Source organism: Acinetobacter sp. C26M, from assembly GCF_023702675.1.
Lineage (GTDB): Bacteria > Pseudomonadota > Gammaproteobacteria > Pseudomonadales > Moraxellaceae > Acinetobacter.
In genome coordinates this window covers 952,885-969,053 of record NZ_CP098478.1, presented here as the reverse complement: position 1 = coordinate 969,053, position 16,169 = coordinate 952,885, and the positions used below count along the sequence as shown (strand labels likewise).

Annotated in this window: 15 protein-coding genes; 11 read left to right on the top strand and 4 right to left on the bottom strand. The window is 39.7% G+C overall.

What is annotated here, in order from left to right:
• The first annotated feature begins 316 nt into the window (after positions 1-316).
• From yihG to NDN11_RS04495, 7 genes are all read left to right on the top strand, one after another.
• A complete protein-coding gene (gene yihG, locus NDN11_RS04525) occupies positions 317-1,234 on the top strand; it encodes a 1-acylglycerol-3-phosphate O-acyltransferase, YihG family (protein ID WP_251110887.1) in 918 nt (305 codons plus the stop codon).
• A 24-nt stretch (positions 1,235-1,258) separates the two neighbouring features.
• Positions 1,259-2,317, top strand: coding sequence for a preprotein translocase subunit SecA (locus NDN11_RS04520; RefSeq protein ID WP_251110886.1), 1,059 nt, complete (start codon positions 1,259-1,261; stop codon positions 2,315-2,317).
• 116 nt (positions 2,318-2,433) lie between these two features.
• Positions 2,434-3,153: a septum site-determining protein MinC gene (gene minC, locus NDN11_RS04515; RefSeq protein ID WP_251110885.1), complete on the top strand. Its 720-nt coding sequence runs from the start codon at positions 2,434-2,436 to the stop codon at positions 3,151-3,153.
• Positions 3,154-3,227: 74 nt separating this feature from the next.
• Positions 3,228-4,040, top strand: coding sequence for a septum site-determining protein MinD (gene minD / locus NDN11_RS04510; protein ID WP_005321435.1), 813 nt, complete (start codon positions 3,228-3,230; stop codon positions 4,038-4,040).
• Positions 4,041-4,042: 2 nt separating this feature from the next.
• Positions 4,043-4,315 carry a cell division topological specificity factor MinE gene (gene minE, locus NDN11_RS04505; protein ID WP_004655180.1) on the top strand — a complete coding sequence of 91 codons (273 nt, stop codon included), beginning with the start codon at positions 4,043-4,045 and terminating at the stop codon, positions 4,313-4,315.
• Between the two features lie 122 nt (positions 4,316-4,437).
• A complete protein-coding gene (locus NDN11_RS04500) occupies positions 4,438-4,725 on the top strand; it encodes a PA4642 family protein (RefSeq protein ID WP_005150979.1) in 288 nt (95 codons plus the stop codon).
• Positions 4,726-4,871: 146 nt separating this feature from the next.
• Positions 4,872-5,408, top strand: a complete 537-nt coding sequence (locus NDN11_RS04495) for a hypothetical protein (protein WP_167248022.1) — start codon at positions 4,872-4,874, stop codon at positions 5,406-5,408.
• Between the two features lie 73 nt (positions 5,409-5,481).
• On the opposite strand, the gene NDN11_RS04490 is transcribed toward NDN11_RS04495, so the two are convergent.
• Positions 5,482-8,565 carry a DNA translocase FtsK gene (locus NDN11_RS04490; RefSeq protein WP_251110884.1) on the bottom strand — a complete coding sequence of 1,028 codons (3,084 nt, stop codon included), beginning with the start codon at positions 8,563-8,565 and terminating at the stop codon, positions 5,482-5,484.
• A gap of 252 nt (positions 8,566-8,817) precedes the next feature.
• On the opposite strand from NDN11_RS04490, the gene trxB reads away from it, so the two are divergent.
• The 4 genes from trxB (at position 8,818) to NDN11_RS04470 (ending at position 13,103) form a co-directional block, all read left to right on the top strand.
• Positions 8,818-9,768 carry a thioredoxin-disulfide reductase gene (gene trxB, locus NDN11_RS04485; protein WP_005210951.1) on the top strand — a complete coding sequence of 317 codons (951 nt, stop codon included), beginning with the start codon at positions 8,818-8,820 and terminating at the stop codon, positions 9,766-9,768.
• 116 nt (positions 9,769-9,884) lie between these two features.
• Positions 9,885-11,441 (top strand): methyltransferase regulatory domain-containing protein, encoded by a 1,557-nt coding sequence (locus NDN11_RS04480; protein WP_167248020.1) that lies wholly within the window; start codon positions 9,885-9,887, stop codon positions 11,439-11,441.
• A gap of 86 nt (positions 11,442-11,527) precedes the next feature.
• Complete coding sequence (gene aat / locus NDN11_RS04475) at positions 11,528-12,259, top strand: leucyl/phenylalanyl-tRNA--protein transferase (RefSeq protein WP_167248019.1); 732 nt, start codon at positions 11,528-11,530, stop codon at positions 12,257-12,259.
• Between the two features lie 28 nt (positions 12,260-12,287).
• Positions 12,288-13,103 (top strand): arginyltransferase, encoded by an 816-nt coding sequence (locus NDN11_RS04470; protein ID WP_167248018.1) that lies wholly within the window; start codon positions 12,288-12,290, stop codon positions 13,101-13,103.
• A 334-nt stretch (positions 13,104-13,437) separates the two neighbouring features.
• Here the strand turns inward: NDN11_RS04470 and rimI are convergent, their stop codons facing one another.
• The 3 genes from rimI to NDN11_RS04455 all read right to left on the bottom strand — a co-directional run bounded on the left by rimI (position 13,438) and on the right by NDN11_RS04455 (position 15,980).
• Complete coding sequence (gene rimI, locus NDN11_RS04465; protein ID WP_251110883.1) at positions 13,438-13,896, bottom strand: ribosomal protein S18-alanine N-acetyltransferase; 459 nt, start codon at positions 13,894-13,896, stop codon at positions 13,438-13,440.
• A 95-nt stretch (positions 13,897-13,991) separates the two neighbouring features.
• Complete coding sequence (locus NDN11_RS04460) at positions 13,992-14,876, bottom strand: metal-dependent hydrolase (protein ID WP_251110882.1); 885 nt, start codon at positions 14,874-14,876, stop codon at positions 13,992-13,994.
• Positions 14,877-15,098: 222 nt separating this feature from the next.
• A complete protein-coding gene (locus NDN11_RS04455; protein ID WP_159884804.1) occupies positions 15,099-15,980 on the bottom strand; it encodes a metal-dependent hydrolase in 882 nt (293 codons plus the stop codon).
• Positions 15,981-16,169 lie beyond the last annotated feature (189 nt).

The window sequence follows — 16,169 nt, the reverse complement described above, 5'->3', positions numbered from 1 at the left end:
TTTGTTAATAATAAACACTTTATTTGTAGTTTTGTAATATTTTGATGCATTTTACTTGATCAAAGCAACATAATTTCTCCATTGTTGTACTCATCTCACAAAAAATCAATAATGAGGAATACATCACAAAATAAAACCATGTAATTTACCCGCAAACTTGACAAGGCTACCGCGACTCTTTACCAATAAAAACCAATCTACGCATTTGAATATATAAAAAATGTCAATATCTTTAAATATACAGTTGTATTTCAACATCTGTTGTTTATAGTTGGAACATCTCTTTTTTCAAACATATGCACTCAAGGTTCGATTTATGGCTACCGCTAATAAAAAAGCATCCCTATTGCAAAAAGTCAGTAAAGGATTAACCGTTAGTTCAGTGATTACTGGCAGTACCTTTTTTCATGGTCCGCCCGTCCTTGCACTCGGTCTCACCAAATTATTTAAACAATCTGCAAAAGTAGATGAAACAAATATTCAAATTACCAACAGTTGGTTAGGGGTAAACAACTGGTTGATTGACAATGTTCTGCCAAATTTACAATGGGACATCAGTATTGATGAACAACTCGACCTGAATTTACAGGGACGATATCTGATGATGTGTAACCATCAAAGCTGGGTTGATACCACTGTGAATCAGTATTTTGGTTTGACTCGTATGCCACTCACTCGCTTCTTTACTAAATGGGAACTTATTTTTATTCCTTTTGTGGGGCAAGCTTTCAAAATATTGGGCTTCCCAATGATGAAGCGACATAGCAAAGAGCAAATTGCAAAAAATCCAGAACTAAAATCACGCGACATGCTCGAAGCGCGTAAAGCCTGTGAACAATTACTCAGTCAACCTTTTACTTTATTAAATTATTTAGAAGGCACTCGCTTTACTCCTGAAAAACATGCTGCACAGCAGTCCCCTTTTCAAAATTTACTCAAACCCAAAGCTGGTGGTTTAGCCTTGGCGCTCAGTATTCTGGGTGATCAAATTGATGCATTGGTCGATATGACCATTGTGTACCCTGATGGTGCACCCGGTTATGGCGAATTTTGGTTAGGTGATGTATCACGTATTGCTGTTGATTTACGTAAAATAGAGATTCCAGATTGGGTGCTCGGTGGCAATTATGAAGATGATCCAATTTATCGTGAACGTTTTCAAAAGTGGGTCGATCAAATCTGGACTGAAAAAGACCAACTGATTTCACAAATGAAATCCAAGTATCATCAATAATCTCATTAGGGATTGAGTACAAACATGACCCAGCAGGACTCAGGAAAAAACTCTAAATATAACTATGTCAATCCGAGCAGCAAGTTCTTCAAGCTGTTCTTAGTCTATGACATTTTCATGGTGTTTATTATTGTTTTTAATTTGTTCTGCTTAGGCATGAACTTTTTCTTGATGAGTAATATTGGTGCATGGTTTTTTAATACCATTCACCTCACGAATGTGCTTGATTTCTATCGTACTTATTTACACCCTTGGGTCATCACTACCGAAGCTTGGTTTATCATCTTTTTGATTGCTGAACTATCAATTCGCTGGTTTCTCTCTATTGTACAAAAGCATCATGCGCGCTGGTGGTTCTTTCCGTTTATCCACTGGTACGAAATTGTGGCAATTATTCCGCATTTCCGATTTCTGCGTTTATTCCGTGCAGGCATCATTGCGTATCGTTTACATGAGCTTGGTTATAAAGTCGTACCCGATGGCATTCGTATTAAAGCGATTTTCTATTATCGTGTAATTATGGAAGAACTTTCTGATCGTGTGGTCATTACAGTCATTGATGGTATACGACATGAACTTGAGACCAGTTCAAGCCATAAAAAAATTATTCATGATTTAGTCGATCACCATCGCCAACTTTTTACCGTAACCTTGGCATCGATGTTGCAAGAATCTCTTGCAAGTGCTTTGCAACAGCAGCAGCCTTTGATTACGCAAAAAGTAGGTGTCATTGTCAATCAAGCCATTGAAGACACTCCAGAGCTAACCCAATTGCTCAGACTCATCCCAATTGTTGGTGGGCGAATCGAACAGCAGATACAAAGTATTGGACAACGCTTAGGCGAAAATATTAGTGCTGGTTTGATTGAACCGTTTACAGCAGGCTCAGCACAACGGCCCAATGAAAACTACCAATACATTGCGGAAAAAGTAAGTGAATTAAACATCGACAATCAATACCTAGAAGAATTGGTTGAATCAGTGGTATTTGAAAGCCTTGAAGCAATTCGAAAACAAGTCAAAGTGAAGCAATGGCAGCAAACTTTGCAAGAATATGATCAATTGGATAAAAAAGCAGAATGATTACAAGAAAAATTACCAATCAAGCTAGAGAATTCGTGTAATTTGTTCTAGCATTTGCTTTTATTTACAACTGCTTTAACACAATAGAGCGCTTAAAAAGCCCTGAAGGATAAATTATGGCTGATATACGGATTACGGGCAGAATGGTGAATTTTAGTCGACTCACTTTCGACACAAACGACCATAATGCAATCCGCCAGCAACTTACCAGCACGCTAAACGAAGGTTCTTATATCGGAACCCTAGTGATTATAGATAGTACCGTTGAGCAAGAACTGATTGCTTTAATCCAGCTCTTAATCGATTTAGGCTTACAACCCATGGCTGTGATTGATGGCATTTTGGGCGATGAAGCGCGCGCCATCCAATTCCCTGTTCTGCCAGCTGATCAACCGCTTCAACGTATTAAGGCATCAAAAGAGCAAGTCGTTGACCACACACCAGTGGAAACAACGGATAACTCTGCAATACAAACACCACAAAAAAATACATCGAATGCGTATATCACCTCTTATCATGATGAGATTTTGCGTACAGGCCAATGTTTGGTACAAGATCAAGGCGATATTATCTTAAATGCGGGCATGAATAGTGGATCAGAAGTAATTGCATCTGGAAATATTCACATTTATGGCAATGCTCGTGGTAGAGTCATTGCAGGTGCAGGTGGGCAAACTGCGGCACGTATTTTCTGCCATTCGCTAGAAGCAGAATTAATCTCTATTGCAGGGACCTATTGTGTAGCAGATGATATTCCAAAAGATATGATCAAAAAGCCTATACATATTTATTTAAATAACAAGCAAGAACTTGAATTTGAAGCCTTGCAGTTTTAATTTATTTAATTGAGTTTTAAAAGCACCAAATAAGCCCTTTTAGGGGCGTATGACCATAAATAGGAGTGGATTCGGTGGCCAAAATTGTTGTCGTAACGTCAGGCAAAGGTGGTGTAGGTAAAACTACAACAAGCGCATCTTTTGCAACAGGTTTAGCCCTACGTGGTCATAAAACTGTTGTGATTGATTTCGATGTAGGTTTACGTAATCTAGATTTGATCATGGGCTGCGAACGCCGCGTAGTGTATGATTTCGTTAACGTCATTAATAATGAAGCGCGCTTACAACAAGCGCTGATCCGTGATAAAGAGATTGAAAACTTATACATTCTCCCTGCATCACAAACACGTGATAAAGATGCCTTGAGCGATGAAGGTGTTGCACGTGTGATTGATGAACTTTCTCAAGAGTTCGATTACATTATCTGTGACTCTCCAGCAGGTATTGAACGTGGTGCGATTTTAGCAATGTATCATGCTGATGAAGCGATCATTGTAACCAATCCAGAGATTTCTTCAGTTCGTGACTCGGACCGTATTATTGGTATGCTCGATAGCAAGACCAAAAAAGTTGAACAAAACGAAGGTCGTATCCGTAAACATCTATGTATCACTCGTTTCAACCCTGAGCGTGCTGATCGACAAGAAATGCTCACAATTGATGATATTTCTAAAGATATTTTACGTGTACCGACATTAGGGGTAATTCCTGAGTGTCCGAGCGTACTTCAAGCATCAAACGAAGGTAAACCAGTGATTCTGTATGCAGAAGAAAAAGCGGGTCAAGCCTATGATGATTTAGTGGCTCGCTTCCTTGGCGAAGACCGTCCTTATCGACACATTGCAGTACAGCCAAAAGGTTGGTTAGCTAGACTATTTGGAGCGTAATTATGGCAGGATTCTGGAGTAAACTTTTTAGCAGTGATGAAAAACCATCAAGTGCACAAACTGCCAAAGATCGTTTAAAGGTAATTGTTGCCTCTGAACAAGGTTTAGGCCGTCGCCTAGGCCAAGACAAAATCGACCAAATGAAAAAAGAAATCATGCAGGTTGTAAGTCGCTATGTTCGTGGCGTGGATGAACAGCATATTCAAATGCAGGTTCGTTCAGAAGCAAATATCGAAATGTTAGAAATGAATATCAATTTACCTGAAGATCGATAGAAGTTTTTTCATTAGCGATTTTTCGCAAATAAAGGCAGAATACACGGGTGGATCTGGAAAGTATGACTTTCCCCACTACGAGTATTTTGCCTTTATTATTTTATAAGACTGAGGAGATTGTCATGGCATTATCACAGCCAGCAACTTTCAATGAAGAATGGTCAGATGAGCGTGTGTTTGCCTACCTTAACCAACTTCCTCCAACTGGCGTAAATGCTGACTTTCATGTGCTTTACCATGCATTCAAACATATGCGTCCAAATGACTATGAACGCTTAATTACCCAATTTTTGGCTGATGGTCGTGACTTGAATGCAACGAATCCAGAAGGACAACGCATTCATGATGTGATTGCACAGTTCCCACGCCAAAAAGATGGTTTCTTGGAAGTCTTGGCAAAATTTGCCTAATTGCTTCCCCCAATAATGCCATATGATTGATCTGAGCTATCTCTAGCAGATATTAATGATGTGGCATTATTAAAAACCACCATGTCACCAATTCGTTGTAATTTATTAAAATAAAACCAAAACAATTCTATTTTCCAAGAAAGACTATGACAAACACTAACAATCATTTAATAGAATCGCCTCCAATAAAACACCATCTTGCAGATCTGAACATTATCAGCATGAAGAGGTTTATCGTCTTATGCATCACTTCATTTGGCTTATATCAAATCTGGTGGATGTTTAAAGCATGGCGATTTTTCGCCATCAAAGACAATTTAAACATTATGCCCGCTGCACGTGCCATTTTTTCAATCTTCTTCTTATATTCGCTGTTTAACAAGATTCAGAACTATGCTCAAGAAAATGGCTATACACGGTCATTTTCATCAGCACGGATGTTCTTTGGCTATCTAATAGTGGCCTTTGCTTACCACCTACCTGATCCTTATTGGTTGATTGCCCTACTCAATTTCATTTTCTTGATCCCTGCTTTTGTCGCATTTAATTATGCCAAAACACACGCTGAGCAAGTTCATGGCATCATCCAAGAAAAGCCGAGTACTGCACATCTGGTGATCATCATTCTTGGTTCCCTGTGGTGGTTTCTAGTACTCCTAGGTTTATTTATGGGAACGACATGAAATCCCTCTCCCGAATACAAGGCAAATAAAAAAAGCCCCTATCACTAGAGGCTTTTTTATTTAGTCTTTCTGATTAAACTAGAATATCTCGCTTACCATTGGCGCCCATTGAGCTGACAATGCCATTCTCTTCCATTTGGTCAATAATACGCGCCGCACGGTTATAACCTAAGCTAAATTTACGTTGCAGCGACGAAGTTGAAGCCTTACGAGTTTCGAGCACAAAGGATACACACTGATCGTATAGTGCATCGCGACTTGGATCTCCATCACCATCTTCAAAACCACGAGATGTTGGTTCTTCATCAAATGGCGTGAGAATTTCATCGACATAATCAGGCTCACCACGTTCACGCCAAGCATCACAAATACGGTTGACCTCATCATCACTAATAAAGGCACCATGCACACGCTCAGGCTCGATTTTACCCGGTCCTAGGAACAGCATATCACCATGACCGAGTAAGTCTTCTGCACCACCTGCATCGAGAATGGTACGCGAGTCAATCTTACTGTTTACACGTAATGCAACACGGGTTGGAATATTGGCTTTAATCAAACCTGTAATCACATCAACCGATGGACGTTGGGTTGCGAGTAATAGATGGATACCCGCTGCACGCGATTTCTGTGCCAAACGCGTAATCATTTCTTCTGCTTTTTTACCCACCTGCATGATCATGTCAGCGAACTCATCGGCAACAATGACAATCGATGGTAATGGTGCTAAACGTGGCGCACGCTCGCCAACAACCGAATCACTGGCTTTCCATGTTGGATCAATCAGGTCTTCACCATTGGCAATCGCTTCTTCGACCTTACGGTTATAGTCACTTAACTTACGAATTTTCAGGAATGACATCAGCTTATAACGGCGTTCCATCTCATTGACACACCAGTTTAATGCACTGACTGCATCTTTCATGTCAGTGACTACTGGTGTTAACAAATGTGGAATATCGTTATAGTTGGCTAATTCAAGCTGCTTTGGATCAATCAAAATTAAACGCAATTGATCTGGTGTGTATTTCAGCAACATCGAAAGAATCATCGAGTTAACTGCAACTGATTTACCTGAACCAGTGGTCCCTGCAACCAACATATGCGGTGCTTTGCCTAGGTCAGTAATGACTGGGTTGCCTGAAATGTCTTTACCCATCGCCATAGAGAGCAAACCCGCAGGGTCTTCAAAAGCTGGCGTTTTCAATAACTCAATCAAGCGTACCATTTCACGGCTACTATTCGGTACTTCAATTCCAATATACGGTTTACCCGGAATTACCTCAACCACACGGACAGAAGCCATAGACATTGAACGGGCTAAATCACGAGAAATATTGGTTACTTTAGACGCTTTCACCCCTGGCGCAAGATCCAGTTCAAAACGTGTGACTACAGGACCTGGTTGTGCCTCTACCACCTGTGCTTTCACATTAAATTCTTGTAATTTAATTTCTAAAAGTTCAGAAAGACGTGACAATTGTTCAGCAGTGAAATTGACCTTTTTATTTGGATCCACATTATCAAGCAGCTCTAGGCCCGGTAAGGTTGGCAAATCAAGACGCTTTTTCGCCACGTGCATCGCACGCGACATCGGACGACCAAACGCATCTGTTAATGGTGCATCTAGGTCAAAATCATCTTCAATATCCAAATCTGCATCAGGATCAGCTTTACCTGCGGTTTCTTGCCAAGCTTCGATAAAGGCTTCTTTAGACAGTGTTTCTTTTTGTGTTGGTGTTGAAACTTCAATCGGTGCTTTTACAAAAGCAGATGATTGAGCGTAGCTTGTTGTTCGCGGTGTAGTATGTTCTCGTTCTTCTTCAACCAGAAGATCACTGAAATCATCCATATCTTCCGCGACAGCACGATGTATCTCATCTTGAGCAATATTCTGAACAGGGGCTACTGTATGCGGCTGTGCAATAGCTGGTTTTTCAGATTCAGTAATAAGTGCTTCAATATCTGTCTCAAACTCGGCTTCATCAGCATGACGGCTTGGATTTGCTGGAGGCTCTTGAGTAAAAGGCGTATGCAAGTCTGTTGCGGTCTTACTGTTCGGTACAGCAGCCAACAATTCATCAAAAATTTGATCATCATTCCAGTCTAGATTACTGTGACTGGATACTTGCGCTGACGTTGCTACATGAGCAGCAGATGCATATTGCGCTGGAGCATGAGGAGTGTCATCCGCAGCTCTTAATAATGCATCAATCTCCTGTTTATGACTCGCATCATCACGCTGTAAAGCACGCCATACTTCACCTGTTTGAACCAAACGTTGACTTTCGGTTTCAAACTGATGGGCACGCTGTAACGTCTGTTCAAAATCTTCAATTTGCTCAGTTTGAACTGGCTGACTACCTTGTTGCTGCTCTTTTGCAACAACGTCAGCAAATAATTTTTCAGCCATCAATTGATGATGTGAATCATCAATTTTAATCAGTTTTGCCTGAACTTGATTGGTTTGAGCTTCTGTTGTCTCTGCGACAGGATCAGACTCAGTTGATACTTTATTTTTAATTGCAGGTGTATCAGCAGCGGCTAATTGCTCAGTCAGGTCATATGCAGATTCATGCTGCGGCACATTTTTATAGAATAAATCCTGTAAGTAAGCAGGCGTATTTTTTAGTGTGATCCACGTTTTGTTCCACTGAATTCCAAAAGCCAAGGTCAGTAATAAAATACTGAATGCAAGTAAGAACAAGGTTGCACCGTAGATGGTAAGTAGTTGGGATAAACTCTGTCCTAACTCATAACCAATGATTCCCCCAGCCGCATTATCCAAAGTATCCGCAGGCGTATTCCAATGTAAATACAACAAGCTAGAGATTGAAAGAATCAAGAAAAACTGGGCAGCATAACGAAATGGGCGATTTAAAAAGCTTCTTGGCCACCATACTTGAATCGCTTCAATAAACAAAAAAATCGGAATCAGTAAGCTGGCCCAGCCTAAGAAACCAAAAAGTAAATCTGCGATCCAAGCACCCGCTACTCCACTTGCATTTGAAACCTGCTGGGTATCACTGGAAATATGCATCCAACCCGGATCAAATGGTGTATAGGTTACTGTGGCAAGAAATAAATAAATGCCAAAAGAAATCAAAAATAATGTCATTAAAAAGCGTTGTGCATAAACACTTGACACCGCAGTCATATACAGTCCTGTAACCCAATTCGTTATTTGTTAGTATCTTTCAAGGCCTAAAATGCCTTAATCAATAAGTTTTATATTATGCACTCGTTCTTACAAAAAAGATGCACGATTGTTTACTGTTGTTGTTAACATCCTGCTCGGATATAGCTCAATTCGATTGAGTTAATCAATATTATCCCGATGGATTTAAACCACTCCGCTCTGGATTCACGTATAATTTTAGCAGTTTTGATATAAAAAGGATGTTCTTTAATGAGCGCTCGTCACTCACGGTTAATTATTTTGGGTTCTGGTCCTGCAGGCTATAGCGCAGCAGTCTATGCGGCACGTGCTAACCTCAAGCCAACACTAATTGCGGGTTTGCAATTAGGTGGTCAATTAACAACGACCACTGAAGTTGACAACTGGCCAGGTGACCCAGAAGGATTAACTGGTCCTGTACTGATGGAACGTATGCAAGCTCATGCAGAACGTTTTGGTACAGAAATTGTCTACGATCATATTAATGAAGTAGATCTAAAAACTCGTCCATTCGTACTCAAAGGCGATATGGAAGAGTACACGTGTGATGCGTTGATTATTGCAACAGGTGCCACTGCACAATACCTAGGTCTTGAATCTGAAGCTGCTTTTATGGGCCAAGGCGTGAGCGCATGTGCAACCTGTGATGGTTTCTTCTATAAGAACCAAAATGTCATGGTTGTTGGTGGTGGTAACACTGCAGTTGAAGAAGCACTTTATCTTTCCAATATTGCAGCGCATGTGACCCTTGTTCACCGTCGCGATAGCTTACGTTCTGAAAAGATTTTACAAGACCACCTTTTTGCCAAAGAAAAAGAAGGCAAAATTAGTATTATCTGGAACCATCAAGTCGATGAAGTGTTGGGTGACAAAACAGGCGTAACAGCTGTCCGCATTCAATCTACCCAAGATGCAAGCACGCAAGATATTCAAGTTCAAGGTTTATTTGTTGCGATTGGGCATAAACCCAATACAGGTATGTTTGATGGTCAGTTAAATCTGCGTGATGGCTATATCCAAGTACATAGCGGAACTGCAGGTAATGCAACTGCTGCCTCTATTGAAGGCGTATTTGCTGCAGGTGATGTGGCAGATAGTATCTATCGCCAAGCGATTACTTCAGCGGGTTCAGGCTGTATGGCAGCACTAGATGCCGAGAAATATCTCGATAATCTAAACTAATTAAGCCAAAACTGAAAAACCACCAATCTTTGGTGGTTTTTTTTTGAGAGTATCCATACAATCGAAAAATTGACGGCTTTTTAAACATATCAACAATCAGTCTATAGGATATATCAATGACAACGACCTGGACGAACGGCTACCAAACTGAAGTAAATTATACCTACGGTTATTATCGAGACCTCAGCCCGAATTTCCAAAAGTTCTGCTTACTTTTAAATGGCATCGACAGTCCAGATTTTCAGGAAAATCATAACCACTGCGAACTTGGCTTTGGTCAAGGCGTCAGTATTAATATTCACGCAACCTGTAATGAAGCTGCATTCTACGGTACGGATTTCAACCCTGCTCACGCGGCACATGCCAATCAACTGGCGGAACAAACCCAAACCAAACATTATTTCTATGATGATAGTTTTGAAGAACTGCTTAATCGTTCTGATCTACCGATGTTTGATTCGATTAGCCTACATGGGATTTGGAGCTGGATTAGTTATGAAAATCAGCACATTATTTTAAAATTTATTCGTAAATTTTTAAAACCGAATGGCATTGTCTATATCAGCTATAACTGCGTTACTGGTTGGGCAGCCAATATGCCGATCCGCGAACTGTTCCATAGCCATTTTAAATTCAATAGCAAAAGTACCAACCCTCTGCAAAAGGTCAATGAAGCCCTCACCTTTAGCGAAGACTTACTTAAACAAAATCCGATTTTTGCTCAACGTAATCCCAATGCTGTACAAAAAGTTGCGGATTTAAAACAACAAAATCCAAATTATTTGATTCATGAATATCTCAATCAAGATTGGCAATGTTTTTCTTTCCAGCAAATTGTACGAATTTTGGATGAAATTAAACTGTCCTACGCAGGCTCGACCGATTTAAATACCCACCTAGATAACATTAATTTTTCAGAACAACACCAAGCATTTTTGAATGCTATTGAGCATCCGATTTTTAAAGAACAATGCCGTGATTATTTTGCCAACACACAATTCAGACGCGACCTGTTTATTCGAGGTAAAAACAACCTAACCCCATTACAAGTACAAGAGCGACTTCGTAACACGGCTTTCGTATTGCTCACAGCTAAGGAACAACTGCCAACCAATATCAGTGGGTTATTAGGTACCTTTAATTTAATTGAAGAAATTTATCTGCCAATTGGTGATAAATTTGCAAAGGAAAACTATCAACCGCTAACCATTTTTGAACTTGAGCAAAGTTTGCCAGATCTCAACTATGCCAAAATCCTCAATGCTTTAGTGATTTTATCGCACCTAGGTTTAGCTCAACCTTGCCAAAACTTAGAACCCAAACAGCAGACACTAGAGCAATGCCATCGTTTAAATCACTACTTGTTAAAGCAAGCAAGTTTTCATCAAAACTATAATGTACTGATTAGCCCAATTACAGGAATCGGTATTCCGACTGAGCATTTTCACCAACTGTTCTATCGCGCACATTTCATTGATGGTTTAGCATCAGCAAGTGAATTTGCGCAGTATGTACAGGATGCGATCAGCCAACTCAATTGGTTAGTCTTGGACAGCGAAGGTAAAACGGTATCAGACAAAGAAAAAAGCATCGAAATTATTCAAACTAAAGCTCAACTTTTCATTGACAGTAAAAAATTAGAAATTGCTAAGCATTTACGTTTGTTTGATTAATCAGGTATAGGGAGTGGCTCTGCAAATGATTGCCATTCCCTATAACTTCAGTTAGCTTAGAATCAGTCTGATTGATTCCTTATGCTATGCAACAACTCCCACCCTCACAATATATTTTCCCTCATCCAATCGAAGCTGATCCTGAAGGACAAGGATTTATTTGTATTGGTGCAGACCTATCCCCTTCTACTTTATTTGAAGCCTATACACATGGTTTATTCCCTTGGTTTAATGAAGACGAGCCAATTTGCTGGTGGAGTCCTGAACCGCGATGCATTATCGAGCCACATGCTTACAAACCAAGTAAATCTTTAATTCGGAACATGAAAAAGCACGATTATCGAATTACCATTAATCATGCTTTTGATCAGGTCATTCGCTCATGCTCAATGCCACGCAGCTACGCCAACGAAACATGGATTAGTGAAGATATCATCGAAGGCTATTGTGCATTATTCCAAGCGGGTTATGCTTATAGTATTGAAGTCTGGCAGCAAGACCAACTGGTCGGTGGTTTATATGGAGTCACTATCGGCAAAGGATGCTTTGGTGAGTCCATGTTTAGCACAGAAACTGATGTTTCTAAGATGGCTTTCTATACCTTAATGCTAATTGGACAGGAAAATCAGTTGCCGTGGATTGATTGCCAATTGGTCAATGATCATCTTTTAAGCCTCGGTGCATGTACACTTTCTCGCCAAGCCTACCTTAAATCGTTACAAGATGTAATTATTGCCCCCTCTATCAATTGGAAAAGTTATCAAGAACGTGTATTTTCAAGTAAAACAATAGCAGTTTTTGCAAAATTAGACGGTTAACGGATGAACACCTTGGAGGGACAGATTAATGAAATCATATCAACCCAAGTCCCTTTTAAATGACTTACAGTACTATATTACGCCACCGCATGACTGCAGTTATCTCGATAACAAATCAGCTCGAATGGTGTTCTTAGACCCAATTCACCGTATTGATGTGGTGACATTGTCAGAACTTTCTCGCGTTGGTTTTCGTCGTAGCGGTGATTTTGTCTATCGTCCTGAATGTCACCTATGTCGCCAATGCCTATCTTGCCGTGTTCCAGTTCAAGAATTTAAAATGAACAGCAGCCAAAAAAAGGCATGGAAACGTAATCAAGATTTGCAAATGAGTATTTTGCCGACCTCGCAAGCAACTCAGCAACACTACGACTTGTATGAACGTTATATCAATGAACGTCATTCAGATGGAGATATGTACCCTGCCAGTTTAGATCAGTTTGAGAAATTTCTAGTGCATAGCTGTACAGAAAGCTTTTTTATTGAGTTGTGGAAGGATCAAAAACTGATTGGTGTTTCAACTTGTGATTTGATGGATGACGGACTGTCGGCAGTCTATACCTTCTTTGATCCAGATGAACAACGTCGTTCTTTAGGTGTGTTTGCGATCCTCAAACAAATCGAATATGTACGTACATTGAACCTAGACTATTTATACCTAGGCTATTGGGTACCACATTCACCCAAAATGAATTATAAATCGCAATATACACCACTCGAATTATTGCTTGATGGACAATGGCGTCGACTCAATCGCCCGCTCTCAGACAATGAAATCCATCAGCTTGGAAATTCATTAATGAGTACGCTACCTTCTGAGTGGAATAATTTAATTATTAAATAATTTAAATTTGATAATTTTTTCGACTATTTGATACACGCAAGTGTCATTCACAACCTGAGCAAGTTAAAGCGACTATAGCTTTAGCGCAGCGCAAGACAAACGAAGTGCGTAGTTTATACTAAGCAAAGTTTTTCGCCTTGCGGTGAACTTTGATCAAGTAGTGCAAGAAAGATGGTTTGCCCTTGCGGAGCTTTCGCTCCTCATGCCGAAACAAAAGTAGGGCGAACCGCAGGTTTATCATGAAATTGGATAATTAACCTGAATGACTCCGTTACAACAAATACTTTTTAATATTTTAGAATATATGTCTGAGTCATACTTAAATTGCATAAATTTATTGAAATAACGCCGCAAAATCATCAGTGCATGTTTTGACCATAATCACAGCATGCTCTCTTGAACCATCAGAGTTTGGATAATAATTTTTGCGTAAGTCTATTTGGTGGAAACCTGTCTTTTCATACAAACGAATTGCAGCAAGATTACTTTCACGGACTTCTAAAAAAATCTGAATTGGATTGTTTTTTAATTGATGAATTGAACTTTCTAATAATTCATAGCCTAATCCCTTGCCTTGTTGACTCGGATGTATTGCCATCAATAATAAGTTTGCTTCATCTAAGACGGGCTGCAAAATACAAAAGCCAACTACCTGATTGGCTTGTTCATATACCGTACATTGATATGAAGCAAAAGATTCCTGAAACTGCTGCTTCGACCATGGATGTGTTTGAACTAAAGCTTCAATTGCAGAAACACGATCTAAATCTTTTTCTTGCATCAATCGAATCACGATCTGCTACTCTATATAAAATACTGCTGCAGATTATCAGCAATTTAAAGCAAAATTTGAATAAAAAAATGGGCAGTTTTGACTGCCCGATGAAGTTAACTCAAATTAAAGCCCAATTCAGCACGCCACTTATTCAGCAATGCAGTGGTATCTTGATCGTTTGGATGAAATTTTGGTCTTAAAAAATCCAATAAAGTTGGGATTTGGCGCGTCATAAAGCCTTTATAACCATACATAAATTTGATCATGTATTTGGTATCACGCCATGTCAATTTTCCATCAGTTCGCAAAAGTTTTGCCGTGAAATAAGATTGAGTGATAAAGATCAATCCCATCGCGATCACTAAAGCCAATGAACGCATAAAATACGCTTTAGGGCCTTGTCCATACATGGCTTCATAGACATCAAAGGCAACTGCTTTATGTTCATTTTCTTCTACGGCATGCCACATCCATAAATGATACATGGTTTGATCCATAAACATGGCTTGAATGTCTGGATTACTCAATAACTCTTCAGCAATGGTGGAAGTAAAGTGCTCTAAGGCACAAGTTCCCGTTAATCCAATCATCTCTTTACTAAAACCAAAAGGCTTTAATATTTTTGAGGCAACACCTATGGTGCGATTAATCAAACGCCCCGTTTGCGCCTCTAACTCGCGAACATCATAACCATAGGCTTGGGCTGAAGCATTAAATGCCAAATGCTCTTTAGAATGCATCGCTTCTTGACCAATAAAAGCACTAATCTCTTTCTGTAGTCGCTGATCCGCCAATTTAGGGTCATTACGTACTGCACGGGTACTATTTACAAAGAATTGTTCCCCTTCAGGAAATAGTGCCGAAAGTGCAGTCATAAAATGTGTGAGTGCAGCATCACCATTGGCCCAATAGCGTGGTACCTCACCAAATTCAAAATCCATTCGGCGTACGGGAAAGCTGGCACCAGCACGGTTTGAAATATTAACTTTAGCATTCATACCCGGTTCTCCTATACGATGAATACGTTTTACTGATCATTTTCTATTCTTTATTTATACGCCCTTTTCAGCGCATTCAATAAGTGCAGATAAGGTCATAAAAGCATCATCTTAGGACATGTCGCTTTGCTCAAAATCCTGCATGAAATGAAAGATTAAAATAAAAAAAGGGACAAAATTTATTGTCCCTTTTTAGCTATTGCTAGACAAGAATGAAGAACGTTATAGACCTAATTTTGCTTTCCAATCTTGCAATAATTGCACAGTATCTAAATCATTTGGATGGAAACCAGGCTTGAAGTACGCCAACATTTCACCCGCCATTCCAGAGATAATTCCTTTCGACGGACTATAGGCATATTCATAAATCATACCGAGCTCTTTGAGATTTAATTTTCCATCATCTTTCAAGAGCTTCAACACAAATGAAGATTGGGTCAGGAAAATTGCAACCATCGAAACAACCAACGCCGTATTACGTAATGCGTATGCTTTTACGCCACGACCAAAAATTTCTTCATACACATCATAAGCAACTGCTTTATGTTCATTTTCTTCTACCGCATGCCATAACCACATATATTCCATGGTCTTGTCTTGCATTAACTCTTGAATATGCGGATTACGCAATAATTCTGACGCAATGGTTGCAGTAAAATGTTCAAGTGCTGTGGTTGCAGTCAAATCCACCATTTCTTGTGTCATACCGAATGGTTTAACCAATTTAGCAAATAGTTTACGGCCTGTTTGAATCACGACACCTGTTCTTCGTTCAAGTGTCTCGACATCATGACCATATTTCTGAGCTGAAGCATTAAAGTTGACATGCTCTTGCGTGTGCATGGCCTCTTGACCAATAAAAGCACTGATTTCTTTTTGCAGTTTTTCATTGTCTTTAATGGCTGGGTGATAACGTACAGCACGCACTGAATCGATAAAGAGTTTTTCACCATCTGGAAATAGCGCAGATAAACCTGTCATAAAATGAGTTAATCCAGCTGAACCACTGACCCAATATTCAGGAACTTCATTAAAATCAAAATTCATACGACGTACTGGGAAACTTGCACCTGCACGATTCGAAACATTCACTTTAGCATTCATGCTGCCTACTCCTTTTCAGTGAAATATCTCCACTGAGCACTTTTGTTCGTTTTCTTGAGTTTTATATTACGGTTTTATACGAATCAATTAAGTGCAGTTTAGGACAGCGTGGTATCAGTTTAGGACACTCTTGCAGAAAAATTGTCGAACAACAGACATAAAAAAACACCCCAATGGGGTGTTTTTTTA

What these genes read in the sequence shown, in the direction of transcription:
- yihG (WP_251110887.1), top strand. Translation starts at nt 317, where the DNA reads ATGGCTACCGCTAATAAAAAAGCATCCCTATTGCAAAAAGTCAGTAAA.
- NDN11_RS04520 (WP_251110886.1), top strand. Translation starts at nt 1,259, where the DNA reads ATGACCCAGCAGGACTCAGGAAAAAACTCTAAATATAACTATGTCAAT.
- minC (WP_251110885.1), top strand. Translation starts at nt 2,434, where the DNA reads ATGGCTGATATACGGATTACGGGCAGAATGGTGAATTTTAGTCGACTC.
- minE (WP_004655180.1), top strand. Translation starts at nt 4,043, where the DNA reads ATGGCAGGATTCTGGAGTAAACTTTTTAGCAGTGATGAAAAACCATCA.
- NDN11_RS04500 (WP_005150979.1), top strand. Translation starts at nt 4,438, where the DNA reads ATGGCATTATCACAGCCAGCAACTTTCAATGAAGAATGGTCAGATGAG.
- NDN11_RS04495 (WP_167248022.1), top strand. Translation starts at nt 4,872, where the DNA reads ATGACAAACACTAACAATCATTTAATAGAATCGCCTCCAATAAAACAC.
- NDN11_RS04490 (WP_251110884.1), bottom strand. Translation starts at nt 8,565, where the DNA reads ATGACTGCGGTGTCAAGTGTTTATGCACAACGCTTTTTAATGACATTA.
- trxB (WP_005210951.1), top strand. Translation starts at nt 8,818, where the DNA reads ATGAGCGCTCGTCACTCACGGTTAATTATTTTGGGTTCTGGTCCTGCA.
- NDN11_RS04480 (WP_167248020.1), top strand. Translation starts at nt 9,885, where the DNA reads ATGACAACGACCTGGACGAACGGCTACCAAACTGAAGTAAATTATACC.
- aat (WP_167248019.1), top strand. Translation starts at nt 11,528, where the DNA reads ATGCAACAACTCCCACCCTCACAATATATTTTCCCTCATCCAATCGAA.
- NDN11_RS04470 (WP_167248018.1), top strand. Translation starts at nt 12,288, where the DNA reads ATGAAATCATATCAACCCAAGTCCCTTTTAAATGACTTACAGTACTAT.
- NDN11_RS04460 (WP_251110882.1), bottom strand. Translation starts at nt 14,876, where the DNA reads ATGAATGCTAAAGTTAATATTTCAAACCGTGCTGGTGCCAGCTTTCCC.
- NDN11_RS04455 (WP_159884804.1), bottom strand. Translation starts at nt 15,980, where the DNA reads ATGAATGCTAAAGTGAATGTTTCGAATCGTGCAGGTGCAAGTTTCCCA.